Genomic DNA, 25,241 nt, shown 5'->3' on the forward strand with positions numbered 1-25,241 from the left:
AAAGGAGATAAACATGCTTTATATCTTTGACTTAGGAAATGTAATCGTCGATATCGATTTTAACCGGGTGCTGGGCGCATGGAGCGATTTTAGCCGTGTTCCGCTGGCGACGTTAAAGCAGAATTTCGCGATGGGCGAGACTTTCCACCTGCACGAGCGCGGTGAAATTAGCGACGAAGCGTTCGCTGAACGTTTCTGTCAGGAGATGGGGCTCTCGTTGAGCTACGAGCAGTTTTCCCACGGCTGGCAGGCGGTATTTGTCGCGATCCGCCCGGAAGTGATCGACATCATGCACAAGCTTCGCGCGCAGGGGCATCGCGTCGTTGTGCTGTCGAATACTAACCGTCTGCATACCACCTTCTGGCCGGATGAATACCCGGAAATCCACGCGGCGGCAGATAAAGTGTATCTCTCCCAGGAGATGGGGATGCGTAAACCGGAGGCGCGGATCTATCAGGCGGTGTTGCAGGAGGAAGGATTCACGGCGGCGGATGCGGTCTTTTTCGACGACAACGTCGATAATATAGAGGGAGCTAACCAGACAGGTATCACCTCAATTCTGGTGACCGGAAAAGAGACGATACCGAACTACTTTGCGAAGCAGTTATGCTAAAAACCGTTCATCAAAAAGCCAACCACCACACGCGCCCGCTGAGGGCGTGGCTGAAGCTCCTCTGGCACCGCATCGATGAGGACAACATGACCACGCTGGCGGGCAATCTCGCCTACGTGTCGTTGCTCTCGCTGGTGCCGCTGGTGGCGGTGGTTTTTGCGCTTTTTTCCGCGTTTCCGATGTTTGCCGATGTGAGCATGCAGCTTCGCCACTTCGTTTTCGCGAACTTTATTCCTGCCACCGGCGACGTTATCCAGAACTACATAGAACAGTTTGTGGCTAACTCCAGCAAGATGACGGCGGTGGGGGCGTGCGGGCTTATCGTCACCGCGCTGCTGCTGATGTACTCCATCGACAGCGCGCTCAACGCCATCTGGCGGAGTAAAAAAGTCCGGCCGAAGGTGTATTCCTTTGCCGTCTACTGGATGATTTTAACCCTCGGCCCGTTGCTGGCGGGGGCAAGCCTGGCCATCAGCTCCTATCTTCTTTCGCTGCGCTGGGCGAGCGATTTAAACAGCGTGATTGATAACGTGCTGCGCATCTTCCCGCTGATCCTGTCGTGGCTCTCGTTCTGGCTGCTTTACAGCGTAGTGCCGACTATCCGCGTACCCAACCGGGACGCGGTTATCGGCGCGCTGGTGGCGGCGTTGCTCTTTGAGCTGGGCAAGAAAGGATTCGCGCTTTATATCACCATGTTCCCCTCCTATCAGCTGATTTACGGCGTGCTGGCGGTGATCCCCATTTTGTTTGTCTGGGTCTACTGGACGTGGTGTATCGTCTTGCTTGGTGCGGAAATAACTGTCACTCTCGGGGTCTACCGGGAACTCAAAAAAGCAGCAGAAGCTGAAAAACAACAAGAAGCAGACCAACCATGATTGCATTAATTCAGCGCGTAACCCGTGCCAGCGTCACCGTGGCGGATGAGGTGACGGGTGAAATCGGCCCAGGACTTTTGGTGCTCCTGGGTGTCGAAAAGGATGACGACGAGCAAAAAGCCAACCGCCTGTGCGAGCGCGTGCTGGGCTACCGCATTTTCAGCGATGCGGAGGGCAAGATGAACCTGAACGTCCAGCAGGCTGGCGGCAGCGTGCTGGTGGTCTCCCAGTTTACGCTGGCCGCCGATACCGAACGCGGCATGCGCCCGAGTTTCTCAAAAGGCGCGGCCCCGGATCGCGCAGAAGCCCTTTACGAATATTTTGTTGAGCGCTGTCGCCAACAGGAAATGCCTACACAAACCGGACGATTCGCTGCGGATATGCAGGTATCGCTGGTAAACGATGGCCCCGTCACGTTCTGGCTCCAGGTATGAGCCAACTGGCGGCCTGGCCGCGGGTAACAAGAGAGAGTACAGCTATGTATCACCTTCGAGTACCGCAAACGGAAGAAGAATTAGACGCTTATTACCATTTCCGCTGGGAAATGCTGCGCAAGCCATTACATCAACCGAAAGGATCTGAACGCGACGCCTGGGATGCAATGGCGCATCACCAGATGGTGGTTGATGAAGAGGGTAACCTCGTCGCCGTGGGGCGTCTGTATATCAACGCCGACAACGAAGCCTCTATTCGCTTTATGGCCGTTCACCCCTCCGTTCAGGACAAAGGCCTCGGCACGCTGATGGCGATGACGCTGGAATCCGTCGCCCGTCAGGAAGGGGTGAAGCGCGTGACCTGTAGCGCCCGCGAAGATGCCGTCGAGTTCTTTGCTAAGCTCGGTTTTGTGAATCAGGGGGAAATCGCCGCCCCGCAAACCACGCCGATCCGTCACTTCTTAATGATCAAACCCATCGCCACGCTCGATGACATTCTCCATCGCGCCGACTGGTGCGGGCAGCTCCAGCAGGCCTGGTATCAACACATCCCGCTCAGTGAAAAAATGGGCGTGCGCATTCAGCAATATACCGGGCAAAAATTCATCACCACCATGCCGGAAACCGGCAACCAGAATCCGCACCATACCCTTTTTGCCGGCAGCCTGTTTTCGCTGGCCACGCTCACCGGATGGGGGCTGATATGGCTCATGCTGCGCGAGCGTCATCTGGGCGGCACTATTATTCTCGCCGATGCCCATATCCGCTACAGCGCGCCGATCAGCGGCAAGCCGAGCGCGGTGGCTGACCTGGGCGCGCTGGGTGGCGATCTCGACCGTCTGGCGCGCGGCCGTAAGGCACGCGTGCAGATGCAGGTCGAGCTGTTCGGGGATGAAACCCCGGGCGCGGTGTTTGAAGGCACCTATATCGTGCTTCCCGCTAAGCCGTATGGCGCGTATGAAGAGGGCGGAAACGAGGAGGAGTAATCTCCTCTTTGCTAGCGTCTGGCTTGATTAATTCGCCAGGCGATATCCCGTAAAACATCTCGCGCTGACTGGCTAACCCCGCCAAGCTGAATGAAGCCATGAATAACACCCAGCCATCGCTGAGCGGTACACTTAACTCCCTGCTTCGTGAGGCGCTGAAAAAGCGCCTCACCTTCATCGCATAGCGGATCATACTCAGCGGTAATAATGTGAACCTGCGGCAGACCGCTAAAGTCTTCCCGCCACAGGGGGCTGATTTCAGGATGCTGACGATCGGCTCCAGCCAGATACATTTCATAGCCACTCAGAAGGGTATCGCGCGTAATCACATAATCCATGCCGTTGAGGGTATAGCTTTCAAAGCTGGCCGTGGCGTCGAGCATGGGGTAGATAAGAATGAGCTGCGCCGGCTCCCAGAGACCTTTGGCCTTGAGCCGAAGCGCGGTTACCAGCGCAAGATGGCCTCCCGCACTGTCTCCACAAAGCGTAATCCGGTTATTATCCACGCCTAATTTCTCTGCGTTTTGCCAGACTAGATCCGCCGCTCTTTCTGCGTCGTCATGCGCAGCGGGGAACGTATGTTCGGGTGCGAGTCTGTACTGAACCGCAATGACCCGGCAGTTACCGTAAAACGCCAGCTGACGAAGCTGATTATCATGGGTTTCAAACCCACCGCTAACAAAACAACCGCCATGATAGTAGAGGGCAGAAGGTAACGTTTCAGGAGCATTGAGAGGCGAAAAGATCCTAAAGGTCATCTCCTCAAGAACAAACGTTTCAACCTGAACGCGCGTTTCTGTCTTCCCGGCCAGCGCCGTACTGGCTACATACCCGGCTCTCCGGTCATCAATACTCTGCTTTCGCGATGAAGGCCGCCCTGCTGCAATAAATCCCAGTACAAGCTTATCAATACCCTTTTCCAGAGCCATGGTTATGTCCTTTAGCTGTATGCATACACAGTCTTATAACCTGTATTAATTCGGAAGAAAACAATCAACGTGGGTGAAAACTGAGATCTGGAAAAAGGCTCGCAAAATCCTGCTTCATTCATTGAATTCAATGGATAAGTTACCGAAATCTCAATAACGTATTTCTCACAGGGGTACGTCATTGACGTACATTGGAGATGTGTTACTCTAAGCCAATGGCGTATATTTTATGCTATTCATTGAAACGGATATCTTCACAGAAGACGTCAAAACGTTACTGGATGACGACGAATACCATAAGCTTCAGGTTTTTCTGGCAACGCAACCTGATTATGGCGATCTGATCCAGAATACGGGAGGCCTGCGAAAGATTCGCTGGCTTTCAGGGGGCCGGGGAAAGCGTGGTGGAGTAAGGGTTATTTATTTTCACCGTACGCGCGAGTTTGAAATCAGGCTGCTGCTTATCTACCGCAAAGGGATCAAAGATGACCTGTCCGCGGGGGAGAAAGCCATTCTGAAAAAGATGATTGAGAGGTGGTAAATGGATAAGGCGCTATTTGAGCGATTAACCCATAGCATTGCGCAAATGAACGAGATTGCCGGAGGCCAACGTGCGCCGTCGCGCACCTTTCAAATCGATGCGATGAAAATCAAAGAAATTCGCCAGGCGTCCGGATTGTCGCAGAGTAAATTCGCGAACTTAATCTCGGTCAGCGTTGATACGTTGCGTAACTGGGAGCAAGGCAGACGCTCGCCAACAGGGCCGGCTAAAGCACTGTTGCGCGCCATAGCTAACGACCCTCAACATGTCATCCCTGCGCTATCGCAGTAATTAGCCCGGCTGCACAGAGGCTCACCGGGCTTTGGTGGAGATTACTCCCCTTCACCCGGGAACAGGAACGGGTTGATAGAGCTACGGGCAAAGCCCTCCTGCTCCATTTTGGCGTCCAGAATCAACGAGGCGAGATCGTCGGCCACCGCTTCGACTTTCGGGTCTTTTTCCTGATACAGAATCTTCAGGTAGGTCCCGCAGTCGCCGCAGCTTTCGGCCTTCACCGCCGCGTCTTCATTTTCCAGCGACCAGTAGTTCAGATCGCGAGTCTGCTCGCAGTTGCTGCACTTCACGCGCACCACGTGCCACTCGGTTTCACACAGGTTGCAGTGCAGATAGCGCAGCCCCTGAGTGGTGCCGATCTGTACCATGCTGGAAACAGGCATTGAGCCACACACCGGACAGAACTGGCGCGCTTCGCCGTATTCGGCGCGGGCTTTACCCGGGATCAGGCTCGCCATTTGCGCCCAGTAGAGCGACAGCGCAGCCCAGATGAACGGCGCTTTATCGCTGCTCACCAGCGAGAAGTCGGACGCGAACAGCGCGCTCGCCATCTCTTCCAGCTCCTGATCGGAGGCTTTTTCCAGGTTCTCAATGACCGCCAGCGCCGTGCCGCTCATCTCGGGCTTCAGCTCGGCAATCAGCGAATGCAGCAGCTTATGCCAGTGCTTGTCGCGCGGCAGGACGTGAATGTCCAGCGGCGGCTTGCCCTGCTCGTTGGCTTCTTTGATGCGTGCGGTGAGGTCCATTTGCAGCGGGTGGTCGTACAGCACCACTTCCTGCGCATGGGCTACCAGCGCGGCAAAACGCAGAAAATCGCCCAGCGGGTTGTTCTCTGCCAGCTCGCGCAGGCGCTCTGCGCGGCGGTTGTAGAGGTTCTTGAGTCTGGGGAATAACAACGGCGGAATATACTCCGCCGTACGTTTCTCGCTCGACCCCAGCTCATCTTGCGGGATTATGCGAATACTCATTCAGATGACTTTTCCTGTTTCTGGCGGACTTCACGGTACCAGCGCGGGTGATGTTTCTTCGCCCACGTTTTGGTTACCCATCCTTCCACCATCGCGGTAATGGTGCCTTTCACCCAAAGGGCGGCGTAAATATGCACCATGATAACCACAATTAACGCTACTGCGGCAAATGAATGCAGCATCAGCGCAAATCGGATCACCGGGATTGAGAAAGCAGGCGCAAAATACGGACGCCAGATGATCACGCCGCTCACCAGCAACAGGACCAGGAAGATAATCGCCGCCCAGAATACGCATTTCTGGCCGAAGTTATAGCGCCCGGTATCACCTACTTCCTCGTTGACGACGATCTTACGAATATTCTTCGCCCAAAAGATATCATCCCGATTGATTAGGTTATGGTGCCAGTAGCGGAAAAACATGATGATAAACGAGGCAAACATCACCACACCCACGAACGGGTGAAGGATGCGCGCCAGCTGCGGCGTACCCAGTATCTGCATCAGCCAGTTAAAGGACGGGAAGAAGAACCCCAGCCCGCTTATCGCCGCCAGCATGAAGCAGAAGGCGGTGACCCAGTGGTTGATACGTTCCGGCGCGGTGTAGCGCACGATGGTGTCACGTTTTCTCATTTGCGCACCTCGTCTTTCTCTTCATGCAGGTTATCGTCTTCCTCTTCCGCGCGGTTCGGACCAACACCGACGTAGTGGAAGATGCTCGCTGCGAAGGTGGCAGCAAAACCGACCGCTGCCAGCGGTTTCCAGATGCCTTTCCAGAACTTCACGGTGGCGCTGATTTCCGGATTCTCCGGCAGGCCGTGATACAGATTCGGCTTGTCGGCGTGGTGCAGCACGTACATCACGTGCGTGCCGCCAACCCCGGCCGGATCGTACAGGCCAGCGTTATCGTAACCACGGGTTTTCAGCTCGCCCACGCGCTCGGCCGCCAGCGTCTTCATATCCTCTTTGGAGCCAAAGTGGATAGCGCCCGTCGGGCAGGTCTTCACGCACGCTGGCTCCTGGCCGACGTTTACGCGGTCAACGCACAGCGTACATTTGTAGACGCGGTTGTCTTCCGGGTTCATGCGCGGCACGTCGAACGGACAGCCCGCGATGCAGTAGCCGCAGCCAATGCACTGCTCGGACTGGAAGTCGACGATACCGTTGGCATACTGAATGATAGCCCCTTCTGACGGACACGCCTTCAGGCAGCCCGGATCCGCACAGTGCATACAGCCGTCTTTGCGGATAAGCCATTCCAGTTTGTCGTTCTGCTCCACTTCCGAGAAGCGCATTACCGTCCAGGACTTGGCGGTCAGGTCCGCCGGGTTGTCGTACACCCCGACGTTGTGACCCACTTCGTCACGGATGTCGTTCCACTCCGAACAGGCCACCTGACAGGCTTTACAGCCGATACAGGTGGTTACGTCGATAAGCTTCGCCACTTCCTGCTGATGGTCCCGCGCCTGAGGCGCGGGCGTGAAACCGTTAGTCGCGGAACGACGGATAATATCCTGAGATTGATAAGCCATAAGTCGTCTCCGTTACACCTTTTCCACGTTCACGAGGAAGGCCTTAAACTCCGGCGTCTGCGTGTTCGCATCGCCGACGAACGGCGTCAGGGTGTTCGCAATGAACCCTTTCTTCGCCACGCCCTCATAGCCCCAGTGGATCGGAATACCGATGGTATCCACCTGCTGACCGTGAACGTTCAGCGTGCGAATACGCTTGGTCACCACCGCCTTGGCTTTGATGTAGCCACGGTTGGAGGAGACCTTCACGGTATCGCCATGGGCAATGCCGAGCTTGTTCGCCAGCTTCTCGCCGATCTCCACAAACTGTTCCGGCTGCGCGATGGCGTTAAGCAGCGCGTGCTTGGTCCAGTAGTGGAAGTGCTCGGTCAGACGGTAGGTAGTACCCACGTACGGGAACTTGTCCTTTTTACCCAGCGCTTCAAAGTCGCCCTTGAAGATACGGGCTGCCGGGTTAGAGACCACGTTCGGGTGCAGCGGGTTAGTGCCCAGCGGCGTTTCAAACGGCTCGTAGTGTTCCGGGAACGGCCCTTCCGCCATCTTGTCGATAGCAAAAAGACGGCCCATCCCTTCAGGCTGCATGATAAACGGCCCGACATCGCTGCCCGGTGCGGCAGTGCTGTAGTCCGGAATATCCACGCCGCCCCATTTCGCGCCGTCCCACTTCAGCAGCTGACGCTTCGGATCCCACGGGTTGCCCTGCGGGTCAGCGGATGCGCGGTTATAGAGGATGCGGCGGTTCAGCGGCCACGCCCATGCCCAGCCGAGCGTATTGCCCAGACCCGACGGGTCGGCATTGTCGCGGTTGGCCATCTGGTTGCCTTTCGGCGTCCAGCTACCGGCAAAAATCCAGCAGCCGCTTGAGGTGGTACCGTCATCGCGCAGGTGCGCGAAGGTGCTGAGCTGATCGCCTTTCTTCGCCAGAACCGCACCGGTAGCTGGGTCGATAACGTCCGCCAGCGCCTTACCGTTGCTCTCCATCGCCACTTCTTCCGGCGCTGGGTTTTCTGGCGTCGAGTAGTTCCAGGTCATGTTCAGAACCGGTTCAGGGTTCGCGCCGCCTTCAGCCGCGTACATCTTACGCAGGCGTAAGAAGATACCGGCCAGGATCTCGCCGTCGTTCATGGCGATGCCCGGGGCGTCCGCGCCTTTCCAGTGCCACTGCAGCCAGCGGCCGGAGTTGACGATAGAACCGTTCTCTTCCGCGAAGCAGGTGGACGGCAGACGGAACACTTCGGTCTGAATTTTCGACGGATCGACGTCGTTCGATTCACCGTGGTTCTGCCAGAAGGTCGAGGTTTCGGTATTGAGCGGGTCAATGGTCACCAGGAACTTCAGCTTCGACAGAGACTCGACAACCTTGTTCTTGTTCGGGAACGACGCCACAGGGTTGAAGCCCTGGCAGATGTAGCCGTTGACCTGGCCCTGGTGCATCATCTCGAAGTACTGGAGTACGTCGTAACCTTTGTCCCACTTCGGCAGCCAGTCAAAGCCCCAGCTGTTTTCCGCCGTCGCCTTGTCGCCGTAGAAGGCTTTCATTAGCGAGACGAAGAACTTCGGATAGTTGCCCCAGTAGTTCACCTGGCCTTCGAGCAGCGGTTTTGGCGTGCTGGCCGTCAGGTAGGTTTGCAGGTCGGTCTGTTTCTCGCTTGGCAGGTTCATGTAACCCGTCAGGCTTTGCGACAGCAGGCCGAGGTCGGTCAGACCCTGAATGTTGGAGTGGCCGCGCAGGGCGTTCACGCCGCCGCCTGCCATCCCCATGTTGCCGAGCAGCAGCTGAACCATCGCCATGGTGCGGATGTTCTGCGCGCCGATGGAGTGCTGCGTCCAGCCGAGCGCGTACAGGAACGACGCGGTTTTATCCTTCGCGCTGGTTTCCGCAATCAGCTCGCAGACCTTCAGGAAGTCCGCCTTCGGCGTTCCGCAGATGTTTTCCACAACGTCCGGCGTATAGCGGGAAACGTGCTCTTTCAGCAGGTTCCACACGCAGCGCGGGTGTTGCAGGGTGGTGTCGCGCTTCGCAAAGCCGTTTTCGTCCAGCTCGTAGTTCCAGCTGGTTTTGTCGTATCTGCGTTTTTCGGCGTCATATCCGCTGAACAGACCATCTTCGAAGTGGTAATCCTCGCGCACGATCAGGCTGGCGTTGGTATAGGCTTCGGTGTATTCGCGGTTGTATTTTTCGTTGGTCATCAGGTACAGCAATACGCCTGACAGGAAAGTGATGTCAGTACCTGAACGAATAGGGGTGTAGAAATCCGCCACTGACGCCGTACGCGTAAAGCGGGGATCGATCACAATCAGCTTCGCACCGTTGTGGATTTTGGCTTCCATCGCCCAGCGGAACCCGACAGGGTGCGCTTCAGCGGCGTTACCGCCCATCACCACGATAAGGTTGGCGTTCTTGATGTCGACCCAGTGGTTGGTCATCGCACCGCGACCAAATGTTGGAGCAAGACTTGCTACCGTTGGTCCGTGTCAGACACGCGCCTGGTTGTCGACCGCGAGCATGCCGAGTGCGCGCGTGAATTTCTGGGTTAAATAGCCGGTTTCGTTACTGGACGCTGAAGCACACAGCATCCCGGTGGAGAGCCAGCGGTTAACCGTGACGCCGTCGGCGTTTTTCTCAATAAAGTTGGCATCGCGGTCTTCTTTAATGTGTTTTGCGATGCGGTCAAACGCCTCTTCCCAGCTAATTTGCTGCCACTTGTCGGAGCCAGGCGCGCGGTATTCCGGGAATTTGAGGCGGCTTTCGGAGTGGATAAAGTCCACCAGACCGGCCCCTTTCGGGCACAGCGCGCCGCGGTTGACCGGGTGATCCGGGTCGCCTTCGATATGGAAGATAGATGCTTTGGCGTTTTTCGCACCGTCGCCGAGGCTATACATCAACAGCCCACAGCCGACGGAGCAGTACGTACAGGTGTTACGGGTTTCGCGGGTACGCAGCAGTTTGTACTGCCGCGTTTCCGCCAGCGCTACGCCGGGCGCAAAGCCCAGTGCCGCCGCCGTGGTGCCTGCCATACCGCCAGCGCAGATCTTAAAGAACTGCCTTCTGCTGACCTGCATGGGTCACTCCTTGTTCGACATTGCTTATATATGGAGTTTTTACTTCGCGGTTGAGAATGGACCGCAAAGGAGAAAAATTTGCGTTAATCCCTCATGTCTCCGAGGGATATGCCCAGAATACCACAATGTCGGTACGCCTGTTCCAACGGCGTTAAAACAAAGTGAACGTATTATCACTCCATTGATTATAAAATGTGATATCAATCACAATATTAACCCTGCATGTTAAAGGGGTGTAGCAGGGGGCAGGTTGCACCGCTCCCAAGTGAGTAGGTAAACTTGTCGAAGATGGCTGCTGAAAAGTTGATCCATACTATGCGTATCGCCTGTGATTTATGCTGCAATAGCAGGCTCACTTCCGTGGTTGTTCAGGAATACCGTTGTGTCTAAACAAAACCGTGCTACCCACGCGTCGCCACTGCCTGCGGGCATCGTGGAACTGTCGGTGCACAGACCGCCCCACATTTCGCATGCCACGCCGGATTTTCTGGCGGAAGAAGTTCCCGTTGCCCTGGTGTACAACGGTATTTCGCACGTGGTGATGATGGCCTCGCCGAAAGATCTTGAGCTGTTCGCCATTGGTTTTTCCCTCTCGGAAGGCATCATTGCGCATCCGCAGGAGATCTACGGCATGGACGTCGTGCAGGCCTGCAACGGTCTTGAAGTGCAAATTGAGCTCTCCAGCCGTCGCTTTATGGGGTTGAAAGCGCGCCGCCGCGCGCTGGCCGGACGAACCGGCTGCGGCGTGTGCGGCGTTGAACAGCTTAACGATATCGGCAAGCCCATTGTCCCGCTGCCGTTTACCCAGACGTTTAATCTGGCGCATCTTGACCGGGCGCTCGGGCACCTGAACGACGTGCAGCCTGTCGGCCAGCTCAGCGGCTGTACGCACGCGGCGGCGTGGGTTTTGCCGTCCGGGGATATTGCAGGCGGACATGAAGATGTGGGCCGTCACGTGGCGCTGGATAAGCTGTTAGGCCGCCGCGCACGGGAAAGCACGCTCTGGCAGCAGGGCGCGGCACTGGTTTCCAGCCGCGCCAGCTATGAGATGGTGCAAAAGTCCGCGATGTGCGGGGTAGAGATCCTGTTTGCGGTGTCGGCGGCAACCACGCTGGCGGTGGAAGTGGCGGAGCGCTGCAACCTGACGCTGGTGGGTTTCTGCAAGCCGGGAAGGGCGACGATTTATACCCATCCACAGCGGTTAATAGTTAATCAGTAATTTTGAATGATAATAGCAAATCCTTCCGCTATCAGTTGAACGGGATGAGGACTAATATTTATCTCATCAAGGCACGGTGCCTTACCTAAACAACTTAACGAAAGGGTTTAAATCATGAAAAGCATCAAAACTTTTGTCGCTGTAATCGCTCTGGCTGCTTCATTCGGTTCTTTCGCTGCACAGACCGTCACCGCTTCCGCCTCCACGCTGGATGGTGCAGAAGCGAAAATCGCCGCACAGGCTCAGGAAGCGGGCGCGTCATCCTACAAAATTACCCAGGCGTTCACCGGTAACCGCGTGCACATGACCGCTGAACTGAACAAATAAGCCGTATTGCCACTGTCCCTCGCTCTTCGGAGCGGGGACAGGTGTAAATTAAATATTGCTGCCAAAGGCTTTACCCCTCCTTATTTCCGCTTTATTGTCTCCTCTGTTTATCCTTCGTCGTTAAATAAACCTCTAAAATAATATTTCTAACCGGGTTGGCGATAATATTATTTAAATCTATGCTTTTTCTCACCCGAAGCAATTTTCTTGCTTGTTATATTCGTTTTTTAAATGTTTGATCTTAATAATTAAGGAATTCCTCAGGCGTTAATCCTAAAGATGAAGCAGATAATTGATAGGGGTTATTGATGCTGGTATTTTCCTGCAATTAATATTGATTTTCTAACCCTTTGGTCAAATGTTTGTATTTGGCTTTATTTGTACTTCACCTTAATAAGGAAATTGAATGAACGCGCTTATCAAAAAAGGAGTGCTGGCCACAGCGTTAGCGATGTCGGTTAATACGGCCATGGCTGCACAAAGCATTGATATTAAAGTAACAGGTAAAATTCTTCCGTCATCCTGTACCCCAGCCTTCCCAAGCGGCGGCGGTATTGCTGACTTTGGTACCATGAAGGCGGCATCTCTCAATTCGACCAGCATGACCCCGCTGGCGGACATTAAAGAAATTCCCGTTACCATTACCTGTGAAGAGGCCACGCGTGTTGCGGTGAAGTTTACCGATGCGCGTGACGACTCTTCTCCTACAGAAAGTGTCAAAATTAATAGTAATTTTTCGGGTTCACCATTTTATATGTTTGGCCTGGGATTGTATAACGATAAAAAAATTGGTGCCTATGCATTAGCGTTATCCCGCACGCAAGGTGTTAACACCAACGATACTGGCGAATCGCTTTACCCAATGGCGAGCGTAGATGCTGGTAAAACCTGGGGCACTAAAGGTATCGACTATTTGCAGATTACCAGCAATAACTCTGAAATATATGGATTTAGTACGGAGAGATCGGGTACCGAGCTTTCTGCTCAAAGTAAGATCAACTTCAAAGTTGCTGTAAGCGCCACAATTAACCCAACCAACGATTTAAACGTTACGGATGAAGTGACGCTGGACGGTTTAACCAACGTAGAGCTGGTTTACCTCTGATTATCGCACTGCTGATAATTCACTGCTCCTCTGATTGGGGGAGCAGTCTCCATCAATATTAACGGACTAATATTATGATTCTCTCTAAAAAAACGTTGCTCTGCGTTTGCCTGTTTTCGTCGTTGCAGACGTTTGCCGCCGGTATGGTGCCAGAAACTTCTCTGCTGTTAATTAACGAAGACGAGCGGGGAGCGAGCATGGATGTGAAAAATAGCGACGATACCGCCCAGCTTCTCTATACCCGCATTGTCGATTTACCGGACGATCCAAAACCCGGCGTGGTTGTCACTCAACCGGTGGTGCGCATAAACGCCGGAAAAACGCAGCGCGTACGCTTTGTCTTAAAAGACAGCGCGGAAAAATTAAAAACTGAACACTTAAAGCGCGTCATCTTTTCCACTATTCCGCAACGAGAGCAGAATAAAGTGAAAATGGTTTTCAGCCAGAATCTGCCCGTCATTATTCGCCCGGCAGGTCTCGACGTGAATATGGAGCCCTGGAAAGATCTGCGCTGGCAGATTAAAAACGGCAGCCTGACGGTGGTAAACGATACCCCTTATGTGGTGCGTATGGAGCAACACGCCACGTTATTACCGTCACGAATTAAGGTCAAATTCGATAAAAGCTATATTCTTCCCGGCCAGACGATGATAGCGGCGTCGGATAACAAAATATCAGGGCAGAATAACAAGGTAGAAATGTACCCTGCTACCCGCTTTGGCTATAAAGCCGGTTCTTACGTTGCTGAATTAAAATAATAACAGACGGAGCGGTCATGATAATTTCCACCTGTAAAACAGGCGTGCTGGCATTTTGCCTGAGCGCGGTGGCGTTCGGCATTCGTGCAGAAATTCATCCAGCTACAGCGCCCGCTATAGAGCTGGCAAGAGCCTTTTTCGATACCGAAGCGTTAAAACAGAGTGGTCTCGATCCGGCAATTGCTGACTATTATGCCGTCTCCCCGCGATTTATACCGGGCTATCATAATGTCACCGTGGTAATTAACGGCAAAAAGCGCGGCATTATGCCCGTGAAGTTTAATGACGAAGGTCTTCCCTGTATTGATGGGGAATTTCTGGACGCCGCCGGGTTATATAAAAAAATCAAGCGTGAAACCTGCCCCTTAATTCATCAGTACTGGAAAAACGCGACGGTGGTCACTTCTCCGGACGTCGACGAAATTTCGCTGGTTGTTCCGCCAGAGGCCATTAACCCGGAAAGCGGCCGCCAGGTGGCTGACGTGCGCGGCGGACGCGCGGCTATGCTGAACTACTCCATGTTTGGCACCCATTACGACTTCGATGATGATAAATCCGATCGCTTTCAGTCTTCGTTTGAGTTTGGCTTTAACGCCGGCGACTGGATTGTGCGCAGCTCGCAGTTTATCAGCGACGGCAGCGGCATGGACTTCGAGAGCGAATCGCTTTATACCTATGCACAGCGCACCTTTACCGACTACGGCGTGATGGTTCAGGGGGGGCAAATTAACATCGCCAACAGCCGCTTCAGTATGCCGGGCATTTATGGCGTACAGATGATGCCGGATAACGCCCTTCAGCCTGGCTATAGCAGCGGCATTGAGGTGAGCGGTATAGCCCGTAACGCCCAGGCGCGCGTGGACATTCGCCAGGGCGGACAGCTGATTTTCTCCACGCTGGTGCCGGCCGGGCCGTTCACCTTAAGCGATGTACCCATTGCCAACCTGAATACGGATTTAAGCGTCACGGTGGCGGAAACCGACGGCAGCGAAAGCCATTTCACGATCGCCGCCAGCACCTTTCGTAGCAACCACGTGGGCCGCGCGCCGGGCTTTTCCCTGGCCGTCGGGCGTGCGGAGGATATGGAGACGAGTTTTGCGCAGCCGTGGATTGTCGCCGCGTCAAACGGCTGGTCCATTAACAGCCGGATAAACTTTCTCGCCGGCATGGTGATGGCGGATAACCACTATTACGGCTTCTCCGCCAACGTTGACACCGTGCCGATGCAGCATATGTACGCCTCGCTGGGCTTTCTCGGCTCTATTGATAACCTTTCGCAGACCGATGGCAACAAAACCACGCTGGATGTCGGCTACGCATTGCCGTGGGGGCTCGGCCTGTCGCTTGGCGGGAGCTACGGTACGCCGAAGTACCGGGAAATGCAGGAGCTTTACAGCGACGACGACGATTACTCGACCACGAAATACGACACCAACGTTGGCGTCAGCTGGGCTAACACGACGCTGGGCCGTTTCTCGCTGAGCTATTACAACAACCAGACCTGGAACAGCGAATACGACAGCCGCCGCATCATTTCGTCATGGTCCCGGTCGTTCCGCTATTTCAACGTCAGCGTAAACTGGGAGTCAGACATCAGCCACGGTGATAAGTACGCCAGCGACAGCGATATGTTTTACGTGAACGTCTCTGTGCCTCTGGGCCGCACCGGCGTATCCACCAACAGCTGGTATCGTGAAAACGAGGGCAAAGCCTCTTACGGCACCCGCGCCATGGGGTCACTTAACGATGAAAATACCTACACAGTGGGCGTCTCTCAGGATCGCGACGACAGCGTAACCAGCTGGGATGGTTCGCTGAACAGTAACCTGCACTACACCACGCTCGCGTTAGGGTTTGGCGGTGACAATGAAAGCAACCGTAACTCCTCGATCGCGCTGAGCGGCGGCGTTGTCGCGCACGGTGATGGCGTCACCTTCTCTCCCTATCCGGTGACGGATACCTATGCGGTTGTGGCGCTGGACAAGCCCGTTGCCGGGGTGGCGATCGGCACCCCGCGCGGCAACGTCTGGACGGACAAATGGGGCAGAGCGGTTGTCCCCGCCCTGACGCCGTTTAGCGAAAGTACGGTTGAGATAGATACCCAAAGCCTGCCGGGCAACCTGGACGTCAGCAACGGCCACGCGTCGCTGAAGGCCTCCCACGGGGCATTTGCTCACTGGAAGTTCACCACCCTGAGCCAGCGCCGCGTGCTGCTGAACATTACGCGCGCGGACGGCACGCCGTTACCGAAAGGCGTCTCCGTTGTGAACGGCAAAGGGGAGTACATCACCTCTGCACCGGAGGACGGCATCATCTTCCTGAATGATATTTCCGCCAGCCAGACGCTGTACGCGAAGCTGGATACTGGCCGCTGCACGCTGAGCTTTAGCTTACCGGAAGCGGACCCCACTCAATTCTACGAGGAGATAAACGGAAAATGTCTCTGATTATTCGTCGCACGTTTTTACTGCTGCTGGCCTGCGTCGCCCTCAGCCATGCTCCCTCCGTCCTGGCAGAAGAGGAGTGTCAGGTCGTTTCTTCAGTGAAGAGTATCAATAATGGTCTGCTGCGTCGGGAGACGATGCGCGAGGTCAGCACGGATATTGGCGGAAAAACGTACCGGGGCTACGCCTCGTCAGAGCGTGAGATCCAGGTGTCGGCGATCTGCCCGGACGCGCGCAGGATCCGACTTCAGGTGGACGGCCCGGCCCGTGGAAACAAGGCGTATCGCTTCAGCGACAGCGGCGTGCTGAAAATCGCGGCTAAAGAGGCCCGCATGGATAATGGTGCCGTGCAGCTGGCAGCCGTGCCGCGCGGTTCGGCGCAGATAACCGCGGGCGCGGCGGAGGTCGTGCTGCCGCCGGATATGTCTCTCGTGGCGGTGAACGGCAGCGAGGTGGCGGGCAAACAGCTGGTCGTTACGCTCTCCGTGGTCACTTATCTTAACGATAGCGCGTTTAAGACGGGCAATACGGCGGAGCTCGAAGAAATGCTGACGGTGAATTACGTTACCCTCGCGGCGCAGTAAACGCCGCCTTGCCCGACGGACGCGCGCTGTCGGGCTTTTTTACTCTATTCCTGCCAGGCGCAGCAGCGCCGTCACTACCGCAGCCGCCACGATCACCACAATCAACGGCATTTTGCGCCAGGCCAGAAACACCGCAAATCCCACGCCAAGCACGCGCGCCATCCCGGCAAAATGTTCCCCTTCATAAAACGTTGTCGCCAGCGCGACGGAGAACAGCAGCACCGTGGCCGCATCTGAAAGCAGCGCCTGCGAGCGTTCAGAAAGCGCCAGCCGGCTGCCGAGTTTGGCTCCGCCAAGACGCATCAGATAGGTTCCCGCAGATAAAATGGCGATGCCGAGGATAAAGACCGTCATGTTGTCCATTATTTTTTCCTCGCGGCGAGGCCGAGTAAAGAGAGCAGTACCGGTAAGCCCACCGGAGCGAACGGCACGGCGGCCAGCGACAGCGCCGCGCCGCTGCAGGCGCGGACAAGCGTGGTGCGGTTTTTAAATGCCGGTACCACTAGCGCCAGCAGGATCGCCGGAAACACCGCGTCCAGCCCGATGGTTTCCGGGGCAGGCAGCAGCGTGCCGACCAGCGCCCCCAGCACCGCCCCGAGCGGCCAGACGATCGCCACGCCCAGGCCGCACAGCCAGTAGGCCGCCTTTCGCTGCTCGGCGGTTTTTTGCGACAGGCCGAACACCACGCTTTCATCGTTCATGATATGGCAGCCCAAAAGGCTCAGGCCGCGCTTGCCCACCAGGTCGCGCACCGTTACGCCGAACGGCACGTGGCGGGCGTTCACCAGTAAACCCGCAGCGGCCGCCGCCAGCGGGTTGCCGCCGCTCGCCACGATGCCGATAAACATAAATTCAGACGCGCCCGCCAGCACGGTGAGGGAGAGGACAAACGGCACCCAGAGCGGGAAGCCGTAGGCCATCGCCAGCGAGCCGTAGGACATGCCGACCACGCCCACCGCAAGGCAGACCAGGACAATCGCTTTTATCGTGTCGCCTTTCAGGCAAGAGAGGTGATGTTTCATACCATTTTAGCCATATCGAACGTATTTCCATTATAATGAACGCATCAAAAACGTTTTACAAGACGAACGATTCGTTCGTTATAGAGAGACAGAGGCCGTTTCTATGACGCAGCCAATCAGCGTAATCGCCAAAAGCCTGGTGCGGGAACGCCTGCGAACCGGGCTTTCGCTGGCGGAGATTGCCCGCCGTGCCGGGATCGCCAAATCCACGCTTTCTCAGCTGGAGTCCGGCAACGGCAATCCTAGCCTGGAAACGCTCTGGTCGTTGTGCGTGGCGCTGGATATTCCCTTCGCCCGGCTTCTGGAGCCGCAGCAGCCTGCCACGCAGGTGATCCGCCGCGGCGAAGGAACAAAAGTGGTCGCCGGGCAGGCGAACTACGAGGCTATTTTGCTGGCGGCGTGTCCGCCGGGCGCGCGTCGTGATATTTATCTGCTGCTGACTCAGCCGGGAGCCGACCGTATTTCCCAGCCGCATCCGCCCGGCTCGGTCGAACATATTATCGTGACGCAGGGGCGGGCGATGGTTGGCCTGGTCGACGCGGCGGAAGAGCTTGGTCCGGGAGATTACATTTGCTACCCCGCCGACCAGCCGCATATCTTTAAGGCGCTGGAGCCAGACACGCACGCGCTTCTGGTGGCTGAACAAAATTAACGAAGATACGGAAAAATCATGTCGCTTAAAGCCATTGCTAAAGAACTGGGGCTGTCCGTCACCACCGTCAGCCGCGCCCTCAACGGGTATGATGACGTTTCTGCCGAGACGCGCGCCCGCGTGGAGGCGGAGGCCCAGCGCCGTGGCTACCGGCCTAATACCTTTGCCCGTCGCCTGAAGATGGGCAAAATTGACGCCGTCGGGCTTGTTTTCCCGGTCCATCCCGTTCCGCTCAATAACAGCGTATTTATGGACATGGTCGGCGAAATTAGCCACGAACTGGCGCGACATGAGATCGACCTGCTGCTCATCGCCGATGACGATCTGGCGGACAAGCACAGCTATATGCGCATGGTGCAAAGCCGCCGCGTGGACGCGCTGATTGTGGCGCACACGCTGGATCACGATCCGCGCCTGGAGCAGCTTCAGGCCGCCGGGTTTCCGTTCCTGGCGCTCGGGCGCAGCCAGCTGCCGCAGCCGTACGCGTGGTTCGATTTTGACAACTATGCCGGCACCTATCAGGCCACCCGATGGCTGATTGAGAAGGGCCATCAGTGCATTGCCCTGCTGGGCGAAAGCAACAATCAGGCATTTATTACCCAGCGTCGTCAGGGCTATCTCGACGCGCTGCGTGAAGCGGGGCTTTCCAGCGAGTGGCTGCGCGCCATGCCGCCTTCGCGCCGCGTGGGGTATGCCACCACGAAAGAACTTCTCTCTCTGCCGCAGCCGCCCACGGCCATCATCACCGACTGCAATACCCACGGCGACGGCGCGGCAATGGCGCTGGCGCAGATGGGACGCCTGTCTGGTGAAAACGCCGTCTCGCCGGTGGTCTACGACGGCTTACCGCAGGACAGCATTGTGGATGTCGACGTTGCGGCGGTGATCCAGTCAACCCGTCAGGGCGTCGGGAAACAGATTGCCGGTATGGTGCGCCAGCTGATTAACGGCGACGACATCAGCACGCTTCAGGTGCTCTGGCAGCCTGAATTCTCCCCGGGCCAGACGGCCTAAACTACGCAAAATTCCAAACTCGATCACAGATCCGAAACGTTTTGGTTTGTATCCGAAACGTTTCGGATCAACACTCAGGACATCCCGATGACAGGAGATGTCTGATGCAAGATTCCGTATTTCGACTCGTAAGCAACGCTGTGGACGTGGTAATAAAAACGCGCCCGTTCGCCGAAATTCTCTACTGGGGGCCGCACCTTCAGCACTTTTCGCCGCAGGATGCCGCTACGCTCGCGCGCCCGGTGGCCAACGGCAGGCTTGATGTAGATTCACCGGTTACGCTGATGGCCGAGCTGGGGCACGGCCTGTTTGGTTCCCCCGGCATTGAGGGGCACCGGCAGGGGCTGGACGGCTCCCCGGTTTTCAGCACCACGGACGTGCAGCAGCAGGGACAGACCCTGACGATAACGGCAGAAGATGAACACGCGGGCCTGCGCCTGACCAGCGAGCTGGCGCTGGACGCCAGCGGCGTGCTGGTCGTGCGCCACGGCCTAACCAACCTGAAATCGCAGGCGTGGCAGGTGGATCGTTTCGCCGTTACGCTGCCGGTGGCCGAGCGCGCGCGGGAGGTAATGGCCTTCCACGGACGCTGGATCAGAGAATTTCAGCCGCACCGCGTCATGCTTGAGCACGACAGCTTTGTCATCGAAAACCGTCGGGGTAAAACCTCCCACGAACACTTCCCGGCGCTGATTTCGGGCACGCCGTCGTTCAGCGAAATGCACGGCGACGTCTGGGGCGTTCACCTGGGCTGGAGCGGTAACCACCGCCTGCGCGCGGAGGCAAAAACCGATGGCCGCCGTTATATGCAGGCCGAAGCGCTCTACCTGCCGGGTGAAATGGCGATTGACGAGGGCGAAACGCTCTGGACGCCGCGCCTGTATGCCAGCTACTCCGCGCACGGGCTGAACGGCATGAGTCAGCAGTTCCACCGCTACCTGCGCGACAACATCATCCGCTTCCCGGAAAACAAACCGCGTCCGGTACACCTCAACACCTGGGAGGGGATCTACTTCAGCCACGATCCGGAATGCATCATGCGCATGGCCGACGAGGCCGCGGCGCTGGGCGTGGAGCGCTTTATCATTGACGACGGCTGGTTCAAAGGCCGCAACGACGACCATGCCGCGCTGGGCGACTGGTATCTGGACGAGAAAAAATACCCGAACGGCCTGACGCCGGTGATTAACCACGTTAAACGGCTCGGCATGGAGTTTGGCATCTGGGTTGAGCCGGAGATGATTAACCCGGATTCTGATTTATACCGCGCGCATCCTGACTGGGTTCTGGCGCTGCCGGGATACGCGCAGGCGACCGGACGACACCAGCTGGTGCTTAACCTGAACATTCCGGAAGCCTTTAATTACCTGGTGGAGCGCATGAGCTGGCTGCTGGGCGAACATGCGGTCGACTACGTGAAGTGGGACATGAACCGCGAACTGGTGCAGCCTGGACACAACGGCAAAGCCGCCGCCGATGCCCAGACGCGCCAGTTTTATCGCCTGCTGGACGTGCTGGGCGAGCGCTTCCCGCACGTTGAGTTTGAATCCTGCTCGTCCGGCGGCGGACGTATTGACTATGAGGTGCTGACCCGCAGCCACCGCTTCTGGGCGTCCGACAATAACGACGCGCTGGAGCGCAGCACCATTCAGCGCGGCATGAGCTACTTTTTCCCGCCGGAGGTGATGGGCGCGCATATCGGTCATCATAAATGTCACGCCACCTTCCGCCAGCACAGCATTGCCTTTCGCGGGCTGACGGCGCTGTTTGGCCATATGGGGCTGGAGCTGGATCCGCTCACCGTGGACGCGCAGGAGCGCGAAGGCTATCGCCATTACGCCGCGCTGCACAAGCAGTGGCGCGAGGTGATCCACCGCGGCACCCAGTGGCGCGTGGATATGCCGGACGCCACCACGCTGGCGCAGGGTATAGTGAGTGACGACAGGAAGCACGGACTGTTTATGGTCAGCCAGCTCGCGATGCCGGATTACACCCTGATGATGCCGCTGCGCATGCCGGGGCTGGACGCCAGCGCGCAGTACCGCATCACGCTGCTCGATCACCCGAATATTCAGATTACGGGAGAGGGCGGGCACACCATGCGCAAGCTGCCGGCGTGGATGAACGCGCCGCAAACGGCGAGCGGTGAATGGCTGATGCAGGCGGGTATTGCGCTGCCGATTCTGGATCCGGAGACCGCCATTCTGATTGGCGTGGAACGCGTGTAAGGGTGACGGGCCGGGGAGCCGGCCCTCCGTTGAGGATAAAAATAATGAACACAACAACCTGTACCCACAAAGACAACCCTAACTTCTGGATTTTTGGGCTGTTCTTCTTTCTCTACTTCTTCATCATGGCCACCTGCTTTCCGTTTCTGCCTATCTGGCTGTCGGACATCATCGGCCTGAATAAAACCCATACCGGCATCGTTTTCTCCTGCATTTCGCTCTCGGCTATCGCCTTCCAGCCGGTGCTGGGTGTGATTTCGGACAAGCTGGGGCTGAAAAAACACCTGCTGTGGATTATCTCGGTGCTGCTGTTTCTCTTCGCGCCGTTCTTTCTGTACGTCTTTGCGCCATTGCTGAAAACCAATATCTGGCTGGGCGCGCTGAGCGGCGGGCTGTATATCGGCTTTGTCTTTTCGGCCGGGTCGGGAGCGATTGAGGCCTACATCGAGCGCGTGAGCCGCAACAGCTTTTTTGAATACGGCAAGGCGCGCATGTTCGGCTGCCTCGGCTGGGGGCTGTGCGCCTCAACCGGCGGCATTCTGTTCGGCATCGATCCGTCGTACGTTTTCTGGATGGGATCGGGGGCGGCGCTGCTGCTGATGCTGCTGCTGGTGGTCGCGAAGCCGAAGCCCAACCAGACGGCGCAGGTGATGAACGCCCTGGGCGCGAACCAGCCGCAGATCACCGCCAGAACCGTGTTCAGCCTGTTCCGCCAGCGCAGAATGTGGATGTTTATTCTGTACGTGATCGGCGTGGCCTGCGTGTATGACGTTTTCGACCAGCAGTTTGCCACCTTCTTCAAAACCTTCTTCGCCACGCCGCAGGAGGGCACCCGCGCCTTTGGTTTTGCGACGACGGCGGGAGAAATTTGCAACGCCATCATCATGTTCTGCTCGCCGTGGATCATTAACCGCATCGGCGCGAAAAACACGCTGCTGATCGCCGGGGTGATTATGGCGACGCGCATCATCGGCTCGTCTTTCGCCACCACCGCCGTGGAAGTGATTGCCCTCAAGATGCTGCACGCGCTGGAGGTCCCGTTCCTGCTGGTGGGGGCGTTCAAGTATATTACCGGCGTGTTTGATACGCGTCTGTCGGCCACCATCTACCTGATTGGCTTCCAGTTTGCCAAGCAGTCGGCAGCGATCTTCCTCTCCGCCTTTGCCGGGAATATGTATGACCGGATCGGCTTCCAGGAGACGTATCTGATGCTGGGCTGCTTCGTGCTGGCGGTTACGGTGGTGTCGGCGTTTACGCTGAGCAGCAGGCAGGAGATTGCCGCTGCCGCGGGCGCGGCAGCGTTAACCGGTCAGTCCAGGTAAAACACCTCTTTCAGCCCGGCACTCACCGGGCTGTTGTCGGGGTTCGACGGCATCACATCGCGCATGTGTTTCCACCAGCGCTGGCAGACGTCGGTATTCGCTACCGCGTTCCAGCGCTCCTCCGATTCAATCTCCACGGTGGCAAACAGCAGGCTGCGTTCACCGTCGAGATAAATGGCGTAGCGGTGCGCGCCGTGGTCTTTCAGCACCGATTCCAGCTCGGGCCAGATCGGATTGTGGCGGCGCGCGTACTCCTCGTGCGCGTCCGGGTTAACCTGCATGACAAAGGCTTTGCGGATCATAATGCCTCCAGGTAGAGCTCGCGAATTTCGTCGCGGCTGGCGGTGCGCGGATTGCACGGCGCGCACGGGTCAGCGAGGGCTTTATCCAGCCAGCCTTCGATATCGGCTTTGCTGACGCCAAGCTGGCTGAAGCCGGACGGAATGCCGACGCGGGCGCTCAGGTCGCGAATCGCCTGAATCGCTGACGTGCTGGCCGCCTCGTCGCTCATACCCTGCGTGTCGACACCCATCGCCTGGGCCACGCGGGCAAAGCGGGCTACGGCGTTCGGGCGGTTAAAGTTTTCGACGATCGGCAGCAGGATGGCGTTGCACACGCCGTGCGGCAGGTTGTGCGTCGCGCCCGGCTGGTGCGCGAGGGCGTGCACGAGGCCGAGGCCAGCGCTGTTAAACGCCATGCCCGCCAGGTATTGCCCAAACGCCATCTGCTCGCGTGCTTCCAGGTTATGGCCGTTGTTGACCGCTTCCGGCAGCCAGCGGTTAATCAGGCGAATTGCTTCCAGCGCGTTGGCGTCGGTCAGCGGGTGCGCGCCAACGGAGACGTAGGCCTCAACGGCGTGGGTTAACGCGTCCATGCCGGTGGCGGCGGTCACGGAGGCGGGAATATCGAGCATCACGCTGGCGTCATCCACGGCGATATCCGGGATGATGTTCGGGTCGATAATCACCTCCTTCACCTGGCGCGCGGAGTCAATAATCACCGCGTTGCTGGTCATCTCCGCCGCCGTGCCCGCGGTGGTGTTGATCGCCACCAGCGGCACGCCCGGGTTTTTCACCTTGCCGACGCCGGAGTAGCCCGTGGACGGGCCGGGGTTAGCGGTGAGGATCTTAATGGCTTTGGCGGTATCAATCGGGCTGCCGCCGCCGAAGGCAATTACATAATCACACTCCGCGTCCCGGTACGCTGTGAATCCTTTCTGCACCAGCGCTTCCGTCGGGTTCGGGAACACCTCGTCGAACAGGTGATACGACATCTGATGGGCGTCCAGCGCGGTAAACAGGCTGTCGAGCAGGCCCAGCTTCACCAGCTGGCCGTCGGTGACAATCAGCGCTTTTCCCCAGCGCTTGTTTGCCACCAGCCTGACCATGTCGCCGATTGCGCCCGCGCCGTGCAGGCTGATTTTTGGAAGTGCCAACATAAAGCTCATGATAATTCTCCTTAACTATCGCCAGTACCGTCCGGCCAGCGAGGGGTTACGCGTATAATTCCAGCGCTGACCGTAGCGGGCTCACGCCGAAGCGCTTGCCGAGCGCGATAAGCTCTTCGCGGGTAATGGTTTGCTTCATACCGCCCATGGAATAGACCTTCACCAGCACCTCCGCCGATTTTTCAGCGGTGTCGATCAGGCCAAAGGTTTCATCCAGCGTCGGGCCGCTGCCGAAGACGCCGTGGAACGGCCACAGCACCAGCGAATGTTTTTGCATATCTCTGGCGGTCGCCTGGCCGATCTCGTCGGTACCCGGCACCATCCACGGCAGAATGCCGACGCCGTCCGGGAAGACCACCAGACACTCGGTGCTGCCTTCCCACAGCTTGCGGGTGATAAAGTCCGAGCTGTTTTCCAGCACGTAGGTCAGGGCGATCAGGTTGGTGGCGTGGCAGTGCATGATCGCGCGGTCCTTGCCGTTGGTCGCCTTAATGCGCTCGCAGTGGGAGAGGAAGTGTGCCGGCAGCTCGGACGTTGGCACCGCGTCGTCCGTCAGCCCCCACAGAATGTGGTAGCCCGCGCCGTCGCTGTCCACCTTCACCACGCCGAGGTTGGCCTGCGGGTCGAGCTGGACGTTGCGGAAGAATTTGCCGGAACCGGTGACGATAAACGGCGTATTTGCGAGCAGCGGCATGGGCTGGCTCAGGGCGATATAGCGCGGCTTCTGATGAAAATCGGCGGCGAACGGCTCGATATCCGCGTCGTCCAGGCGCAGCGTGAGGTTGCCGCCGTTACGCTCGTCCCAGCCCTTCAGCCAGGCGTCGGAGGTGGCTTTGATCATGCCCTGGACGAACCAGGAGGTAGTGATGGTCTGCATAGTTTTCT

The 25,241-nt window shown here is 57.2% G+C and carries 26 protein-coding genes; 16 read left to right on the forward strand and 10 right to left on the reverse strand.

The genetic code is table 11. The annotated features are described in order from the left end of the window. Positions 1-13: 13 nt before the first annotated feature. From yihX to fabY, 4 genes are read left to right on the forward strand one after another with little or no spacing between them, the layout of a single operon-like run. Complete coding sequence (gene yihX / locus HWQ14_RS05390; RefSeq protein WP_148422534.1) at positions 14-613, forward strand: glucose-1-phosphatase; 600 nt, start codon at positions 14-16, stop codon at positions 611-613. Continuing rightward, positions 607-1,488 carry a virulence factor BrkB family protein gene (locus HWQ14_RS05395; protein WP_176609164.1) on the forward strand — a complete coding sequence of 294 codons (882 nt, stop codon included), beginning with the start codon at positions 607-609 and terminating at the stop codon, positions 1,486-1,488. Before yihX ends, HWQ14_RS05395 begins: the two co-directional genes overlap by 7 nt. After that, positions 1,485-1,922 (forward strand): D-aminoacyl-tRNA deacylase, encoded by a 438-nt coding sequence (gene dtd, locus HWQ14_RS05400; RefSeq protein ID WP_148422532.1) that lies wholly within the window; start codon positions 1,485-1,487, stop codon positions 1,920-1,922. Before HWQ14_RS05395 ends, dtd begins: the two co-directional genes overlap by 4 nt. Positions 1,923-1,966: 44 nt before the next feature. After that, the gene (gene fabY / locus HWQ14_RS05405) at positions 1,967-2,908 is read left to right on the forward strand and encodes a fatty acid biosynthesis protein FabY (protein ID WP_176609165.1); all 942 of its coding nucleotides are present in this window, start codon (positions 1,967-1,969) and stop codon (positions 2,906-2,908) included. An 11-nt stretch (positions 2,909-2,919) separates the two neighbouring features. Here fabY and HWQ14_RS05410 read toward each other — a convergent pair whose 3' ends face one another. Then, the gene (locus tag HWQ14_RS05410) at positions 2,920-3,837 is read right to left on the reverse strand and encodes an alpha/beta hydrolase (protein ID WP_176609166.1); all 918 of its coding nucleotides are present in this window, start codon (positions 3,835-3,837) and stop codon (positions 2,920-2,922) included. A 229-nt stretch (positions 3,838-4,066) separates the two neighbouring features. On the opposite strand from HWQ14_RS05410, the gene HWQ14_RS05415 reads away from it, so the two are divergent. Beyond that, positions 4,067-4,378, forward strand: a complete 312-nt coding sequence (locus HWQ14_RS05415; protein WP_176609167.1) for a type II toxin-antitoxin system RelE/ParE family toxin — start codon at positions 4,067-4,069, stop codon at positions 4,376-4,378. Next, entirely contained in the window at positions 4,379-4,669 is a 291-nt protein-coding gene (gene nadS / locus HWQ14_RS05420) for a NadS family protein (RefSeq protein WP_148422528.1), read from the forward strand. A gap of 41 nt (positions 4,670-4,710) precedes the next feature. Here nadS and fdhE read toward each other — a convergent pair whose 3' ends face one another. Genes fdhE through fdnG form a run of 4 tightly spaced genes read right to left on the reverse strand, consistent with a single transcriptional unit; the run spans position 4,711 to position 10,234 of the window. Continuing rightward, positions 4,711-5,640 (reverse strand): formate dehydrogenase accessory protein FdhE, encoded by a 930-nt coding sequence (gene fdhE / locus HWQ14_RS05425; protein ID WP_022652077.1) that lies wholly within the window; start codon positions 5,638-5,640, stop codon positions 4,711-4,713. Further along, positions 5,637-6,272, reverse strand: a complete 636-nt coding sequence (fdoI, locus tag HWQ14_RS05430) for a formate dehydrogenase cytochrome b556 subunit (protein ID WP_015569914.1) — start codon at positions 6,270-6,272, stop codon at positions 5,637-5,639. Before fdoI ends, fdhE begins: the two co-directional genes overlap by 4 nt. Then, on the reverse strand, positions 6,269-7,171 hold the full coding sequence (gene fdxH / locus HWQ14_RS05435; RefSeq protein WP_003861960.1) for a formate dehydrogenase subunit beta: 903 nt from the start codon (positions 7,169-7,171) through the stop codon (positions 6,269-6,271). Before fdxH ends, fdoI begins: the two co-directional genes overlap by 4 nt. A gap of 12 nt (positions 7,172-7,183) precedes the next feature. Beyond that, positions 7,184-10,234 (reverse strand): formate dehydrogenase-N subunit alpha, encoded by a 3,051-nt coding sequence (fdnG, locus tag HWQ14_RS05440; RefSeq protein WP_148422527.1) that lies wholly within the window; start codon positions 10,232-10,234, stop codon positions 7,184-7,186. 382 nt (positions 10,235-10,616) lie between these two features. Here fdnG and fdhD point away from each other — a divergent pair, with 382 nt between their 5' ends. The 6 genes from fdhD to HWQ14_RS05470 all read left to right on the forward strand — a co-directional run bounded on the left by fdhD (position 10,617) and on the right by HWQ14_RS05470 (position 16,671). Next, the gene (fdhD, locus tag HWQ14_RS05445; RefSeq protein WP_148422526.1) at positions 10,617-11,453 is read left to right on the forward strand and encodes a formate dehydrogenase accessory sulfurtransferase FdhD; all 837 of its coding nucleotides are present in this window, start codon (positions 10,617-10,619) and stop codon (positions 11,451-11,453) included. 114 nt (positions 11,454-11,567) lie between these two features. Next, the gene (locus HWQ14_RS05450) at positions 11,568-11,780 is read left to right on the forward strand and encodes a DUF1471 domain-containing protein (RefSeq protein ID WP_015569916.1); all 213 of its coding nucleotides are present in this window, start codon (positions 11,568-11,570) and stop codon (positions 11,778-11,780) included. Positions 11,781-12,186: 406 nt separating this feature from the next. Then, positions 12,187-12,885: a DUF1120 domain-containing protein gene (locus tag HWQ14_RS05455; RefSeq protein ID WP_176609168.1), complete on the forward strand. Its 699-nt coding sequence runs from the start codon at positions 12,187-12,189 to the stop codon at positions 12,883-12,885. Between the two features lie 74 nt (positions 12,886-12,959). Continuing rightward, positions 12,960-13,643 (forward strand): fimbria/pilus chaperone family protein, encoded by a 684-nt coding sequence (locus HWQ14_RS05460; protein WP_176609169.1) that lies wholly within the window; start codon positions 12,960-12,962, stop codon positions 13,641-13,643. A gap of 17 nt (positions 13,644-13,660) precedes the next feature. Then, complete coding sequence (locus tag HWQ14_RS05465) at positions 13,661-16,090, forward strand: fimbrial biogenesis outer membrane usher protein (protein WP_176609170.1); 2,430 nt, start codon at positions 13,661-13,663, stop codon at positions 16,088-16,090. Continuing rightward, entirely contained in the window at positions 16,081-16,671 is a 591-nt protein-coding gene (locus HWQ14_RS05470) for a hypothetical protein (RefSeq protein ID WP_176609171.1), read from the forward strand. Before HWQ14_RS05465 ends, HWQ14_RS05470 begins: the two co-directional genes overlap by 10 nt. Positions 16,672-16,710: 39 nt before the next feature. Here the strand turns inward: HWQ14_RS05470 and HWQ14_RS05475 are convergent, their stop codons facing one another. Further along, complete coding sequence (locus tag HWQ14_RS05475) at positions 16,711-17,034, reverse strand: AzlD domain-containing protein (protein ID WP_176609172.1); 324 nt, start codon at positions 17,032-17,034, stop codon at positions 16,711-16,713. Next, positions 17,034-17,693, reverse strand: a complete 660-nt coding sequence (locus HWQ14_RS05480) for an AzlC family ABC transporter permease (protein WP_148422520.1) — start codon at positions 17,691-17,693, stop codon at positions 17,034-17,036. The genes HWQ14_RS05475 and HWQ14_RS05480 overlap by 1 nt, the downstream gene beginning before the upstream one ends. A 103-nt stretch (positions 17,694-17,796) precedes the next feature. On the opposite strand from HWQ14_RS05480, the gene HWQ14_RS05485 reads away from it, so the two are divergent. The 4 genes from HWQ14_RS05485 (at position 17,797) to HWQ14_RS05500 (ending at position 22,909) form a co-directional block, all read left to right on the forward strand. Next, the gene (locus HWQ14_RS05485; RefSeq protein ID WP_148422519.1) at positions 17,797-18,345 is read left to right on the forward strand and encodes a helix-turn-helix domain-containing protein; all 549 of its coding nucleotides are present in this window, start codon (positions 17,797-17,799) and stop codon (positions 18,343-18,345) included. A gap of 18 nt (positions 18,346-18,363) precedes the next feature. Continuing rightward, positions 18,364-19,359 (forward strand): LacI family DNA-binding transcriptional regulator, encoded by a 996-nt coding sequence (locus tag HWQ14_RS05490; protein ID WP_176609173.1) that lies wholly within the window; start codon positions 18,364-18,366, stop codon positions 19,357-19,359. A 104-nt stretch (positions 19,360-19,463) separates the two neighbouring features. Then, the gene (locus HWQ14_RS05495) at positions 19,464-21,587 is read left to right on the forward strand and encodes an alpha-galactosidase (protein WP_176609174.1); all 2,124 of its coding nucleotides are present in this window, start codon (positions 19,464-19,466) and stop codon (positions 21,585-21,587) included. A 44-nt stretch (positions 21,588-21,631) separates the two neighbouring features. Then, on the forward strand, positions 21,632-22,909 hold the full coding sequence (locus tag HWQ14_RS05500; protein ID WP_176609175.1) for an MFS transporter: 1,278 nt from the start codon (positions 21,632-21,634) through the stop codon (positions 22,907-22,909). Here the strand turns inward: HWQ14_RS05500 and rhaM are convergent. From rhaM to rhaD, 3 genes are read right to left on the reverse strand one after another with little or no spacing between them, the layout of a single operon-like run. Continuing rightward, positions 22,897-23,211, reverse strand: a complete 315-nt coding sequence (gene rhaM / locus HWQ14_RS05505) for an L-rhamnose mutarotase (protein ID WP_176609176.1) — start codon at positions 23,209-23,211, stop codon at positions 22,897-22,899. The genes HWQ14_RS05500 and rhaM overlap by 13 nt on opposite strands. Continuing rightward, complete coding sequence (gene fucO, locus HWQ14_RS05510; RefSeq protein ID WP_176609177.1) at positions 23,208-24,356, reverse strand: lactaldehyde reductase; 1,149 nt, start codon at positions 24,354-24,356, stop codon at positions 23,208-23,210. Before fucO ends, rhaM begins: the two co-directional genes overlap by 4 nt. Before the next feature lie 46 nt (positions 24,357-24,402). After that, positions 24,403-25,233 (reverse strand): rhamnulose-1-phosphate aldolase, encoded by an 831-nt coding sequence (rhaD, locus tag HWQ14_RS05515; RefSeq protein WP_176609178.1) that lies wholly within the window; start codon positions 25,231-25,233, stop codon positions 24,403-24,405. Positions 25,234-25,241 lie beyond the last annotated feature (8 nt).

The organism is Enterobacter cloacae, assembly GCF_013375935.1.
Classification (GTDB): Bacteria; Pseudomonadota; Gammaproteobacteria; order Enterobacterales; family Enterobacteriaceae; genus Enterobacter; species Enterobacter pasteurii.

Bases quoted from the DNA above. Each gene is read 5' to 3' on its own strand.
- HWQ14_RS05410 (WP_176609166.1), bottom strand. From the start codon at position 3,837: ATGGCTCTGGAAAAGGGTATTGATAAGCTTGTACTGGGATTTATTGCA.
- HWQ14_RS05490 (WP_176609173.1), top strand. From the start codon at position 18,364: ATGTCGCTTAAAGCCATTGCTAAAGAACTGGGGCTGTCCGTCACCACC.
- fdhE (WP_022652077.1), bottom strand. From the start codon at position 5,640: ATGAGTATTCGCATAATCCCGCAAGATGAGCTGGGGTCGAGCGAGAAA.
- HWQ14_RS05465 (WP_176609170.1), top strand. From the start codon at position 13,661: ATGATAATTTCCACCTGTAAAACAGGCGTGCTGGCATTTTGCCTGAGC.
- yihX (WP_148422534.1), top strand. From the start codon at position 14: ATGCTTTATATCTTTGACTTAGGAAATGTAATCGTCGATATCGATTTT.
- HWQ14_RS05475 (WP_176609172.1), bottom strand. From the start codon at position 17,034: ATGGACAACATGACGGTCTTTATCCTCGGCATCGCCATTTTATCTGCG.
- HWQ14_RS05500 (WP_176609175.1), top strand. From the start codon at position 21,632: ATGAACACAACAACCTGTACCCACAAAGACAACCCTAACTTCTGGATT.
- HWQ14_RS05480 (WP_148422520.1), bottom strand. From the start codon at position 17,693: ATGAAACATCACCTCTCTTGCCTGAAAGGCGACACGATAAAAGCGATT.
- HWQ14_RS05395 (WP_176609164.1), top strand. From the start codon at position 607: ATGCTAAAAACCGTTCATCAAAAAGCCAACCACCACACGCGCCCGCTG.
- HWQ14_RS05470 (WP_176609171.1), top strand. From the start codon at position 16,081: ATGTCTCTGATTATTCGTCGCACGTTTTTACTGCTGCTGGCCTGCGTC.
- fucO (WP_176609177.1), bottom strand. From the start codon at position 24,356: ATGAGCTTTATGTTGGCACTTCCAAAAATCAGCCTGCACGGCGCGGGC.
- rhaD (WP_176609178.1), bottom strand. From the start codon at position 25,233: ATGCAGACCATCACTACCTCCTGGTTCGTCCAGGGCATGATCAAAGCC.
- HWQ14_RS05495 (WP_176609174.1), top strand. From the start codon at position 19,464: ATGCAAGATTCCGTATTTCGACTCGTAAGCAACGCTGTGGACGTGGTA.
- HWQ14_RS05485 (WP_148422519.1), top strand. From the start codon at position 17,797: ATGACGCAGCCAATCAGCGTAATCGCCAAAAGCCTGGTGCGGGAACGC.
- dtd (WP_148422532.1), top strand. From the start codon at position 1,485: ATGATTGCATTAATTCAGCGCGTAACCCGTGCCAGCGTCACCGTGGCG.
- fabY (WP_176609165.1), top strand. From the start codon at position 1,967: ATGTATCACCTTCGAGTACCGCAAACGGAAGAAGAATTAGACGCTTAT.
- HWQ14_RS05455 (WP_176609168.1), top strand. From the start codon at position 12,187: ATGAACGCGCTTATCAAAAAAGGAGTGCTGGCCACAGCGTTAGCGATG.
- fdxH (WP_003861960.1), bottom strand. From the start codon at position 7,171: ATGGCTTATCAATCTCAGGATATTATCCGTCGTTCCGCGACTAACGGT.
- nadS (WP_148422528.1), top strand. From the start codon at position 4,379: ATGGATAAGGCGCTATTTGAGCGATTAACCCATAGCATTGCGCAAATG.
- HWQ14_RS05460 (WP_176609169.1), top strand. From the start codon at position 12,960: ATGATTCTCTCTAAAAAAACGTTGCTCTGCGTTTGCCTGTTTTCGTCG.
- HWQ14_RS05450 (WP_015569916.1), top strand. From the start codon at position 11,568: ATGAAAAGCATCAAAACTTTTGTCGCTGTAATCGCTCTGGCTGCTTCA.
- HWQ14_RS05415 (WP_176609167.1), top strand. From the start codon at position 4,067: ATGCTATTCATTGAAACGGATATCTTCACAGAAGACGTCAAAACGTTA.
- rhaM (WP_176609176.1), bottom strand. From the start codon at position 23,211: ATGATCCGCAAAGCCTTTGTCATGCAGGTTAACCCGGACGCGCACGAG.
- fdoI (WP_015569914.1), bottom strand. From the start codon at position 6,272: ATGAGAAAACGTGACACCATCGTGCGCTACACCGCGCCGGAACGTATC.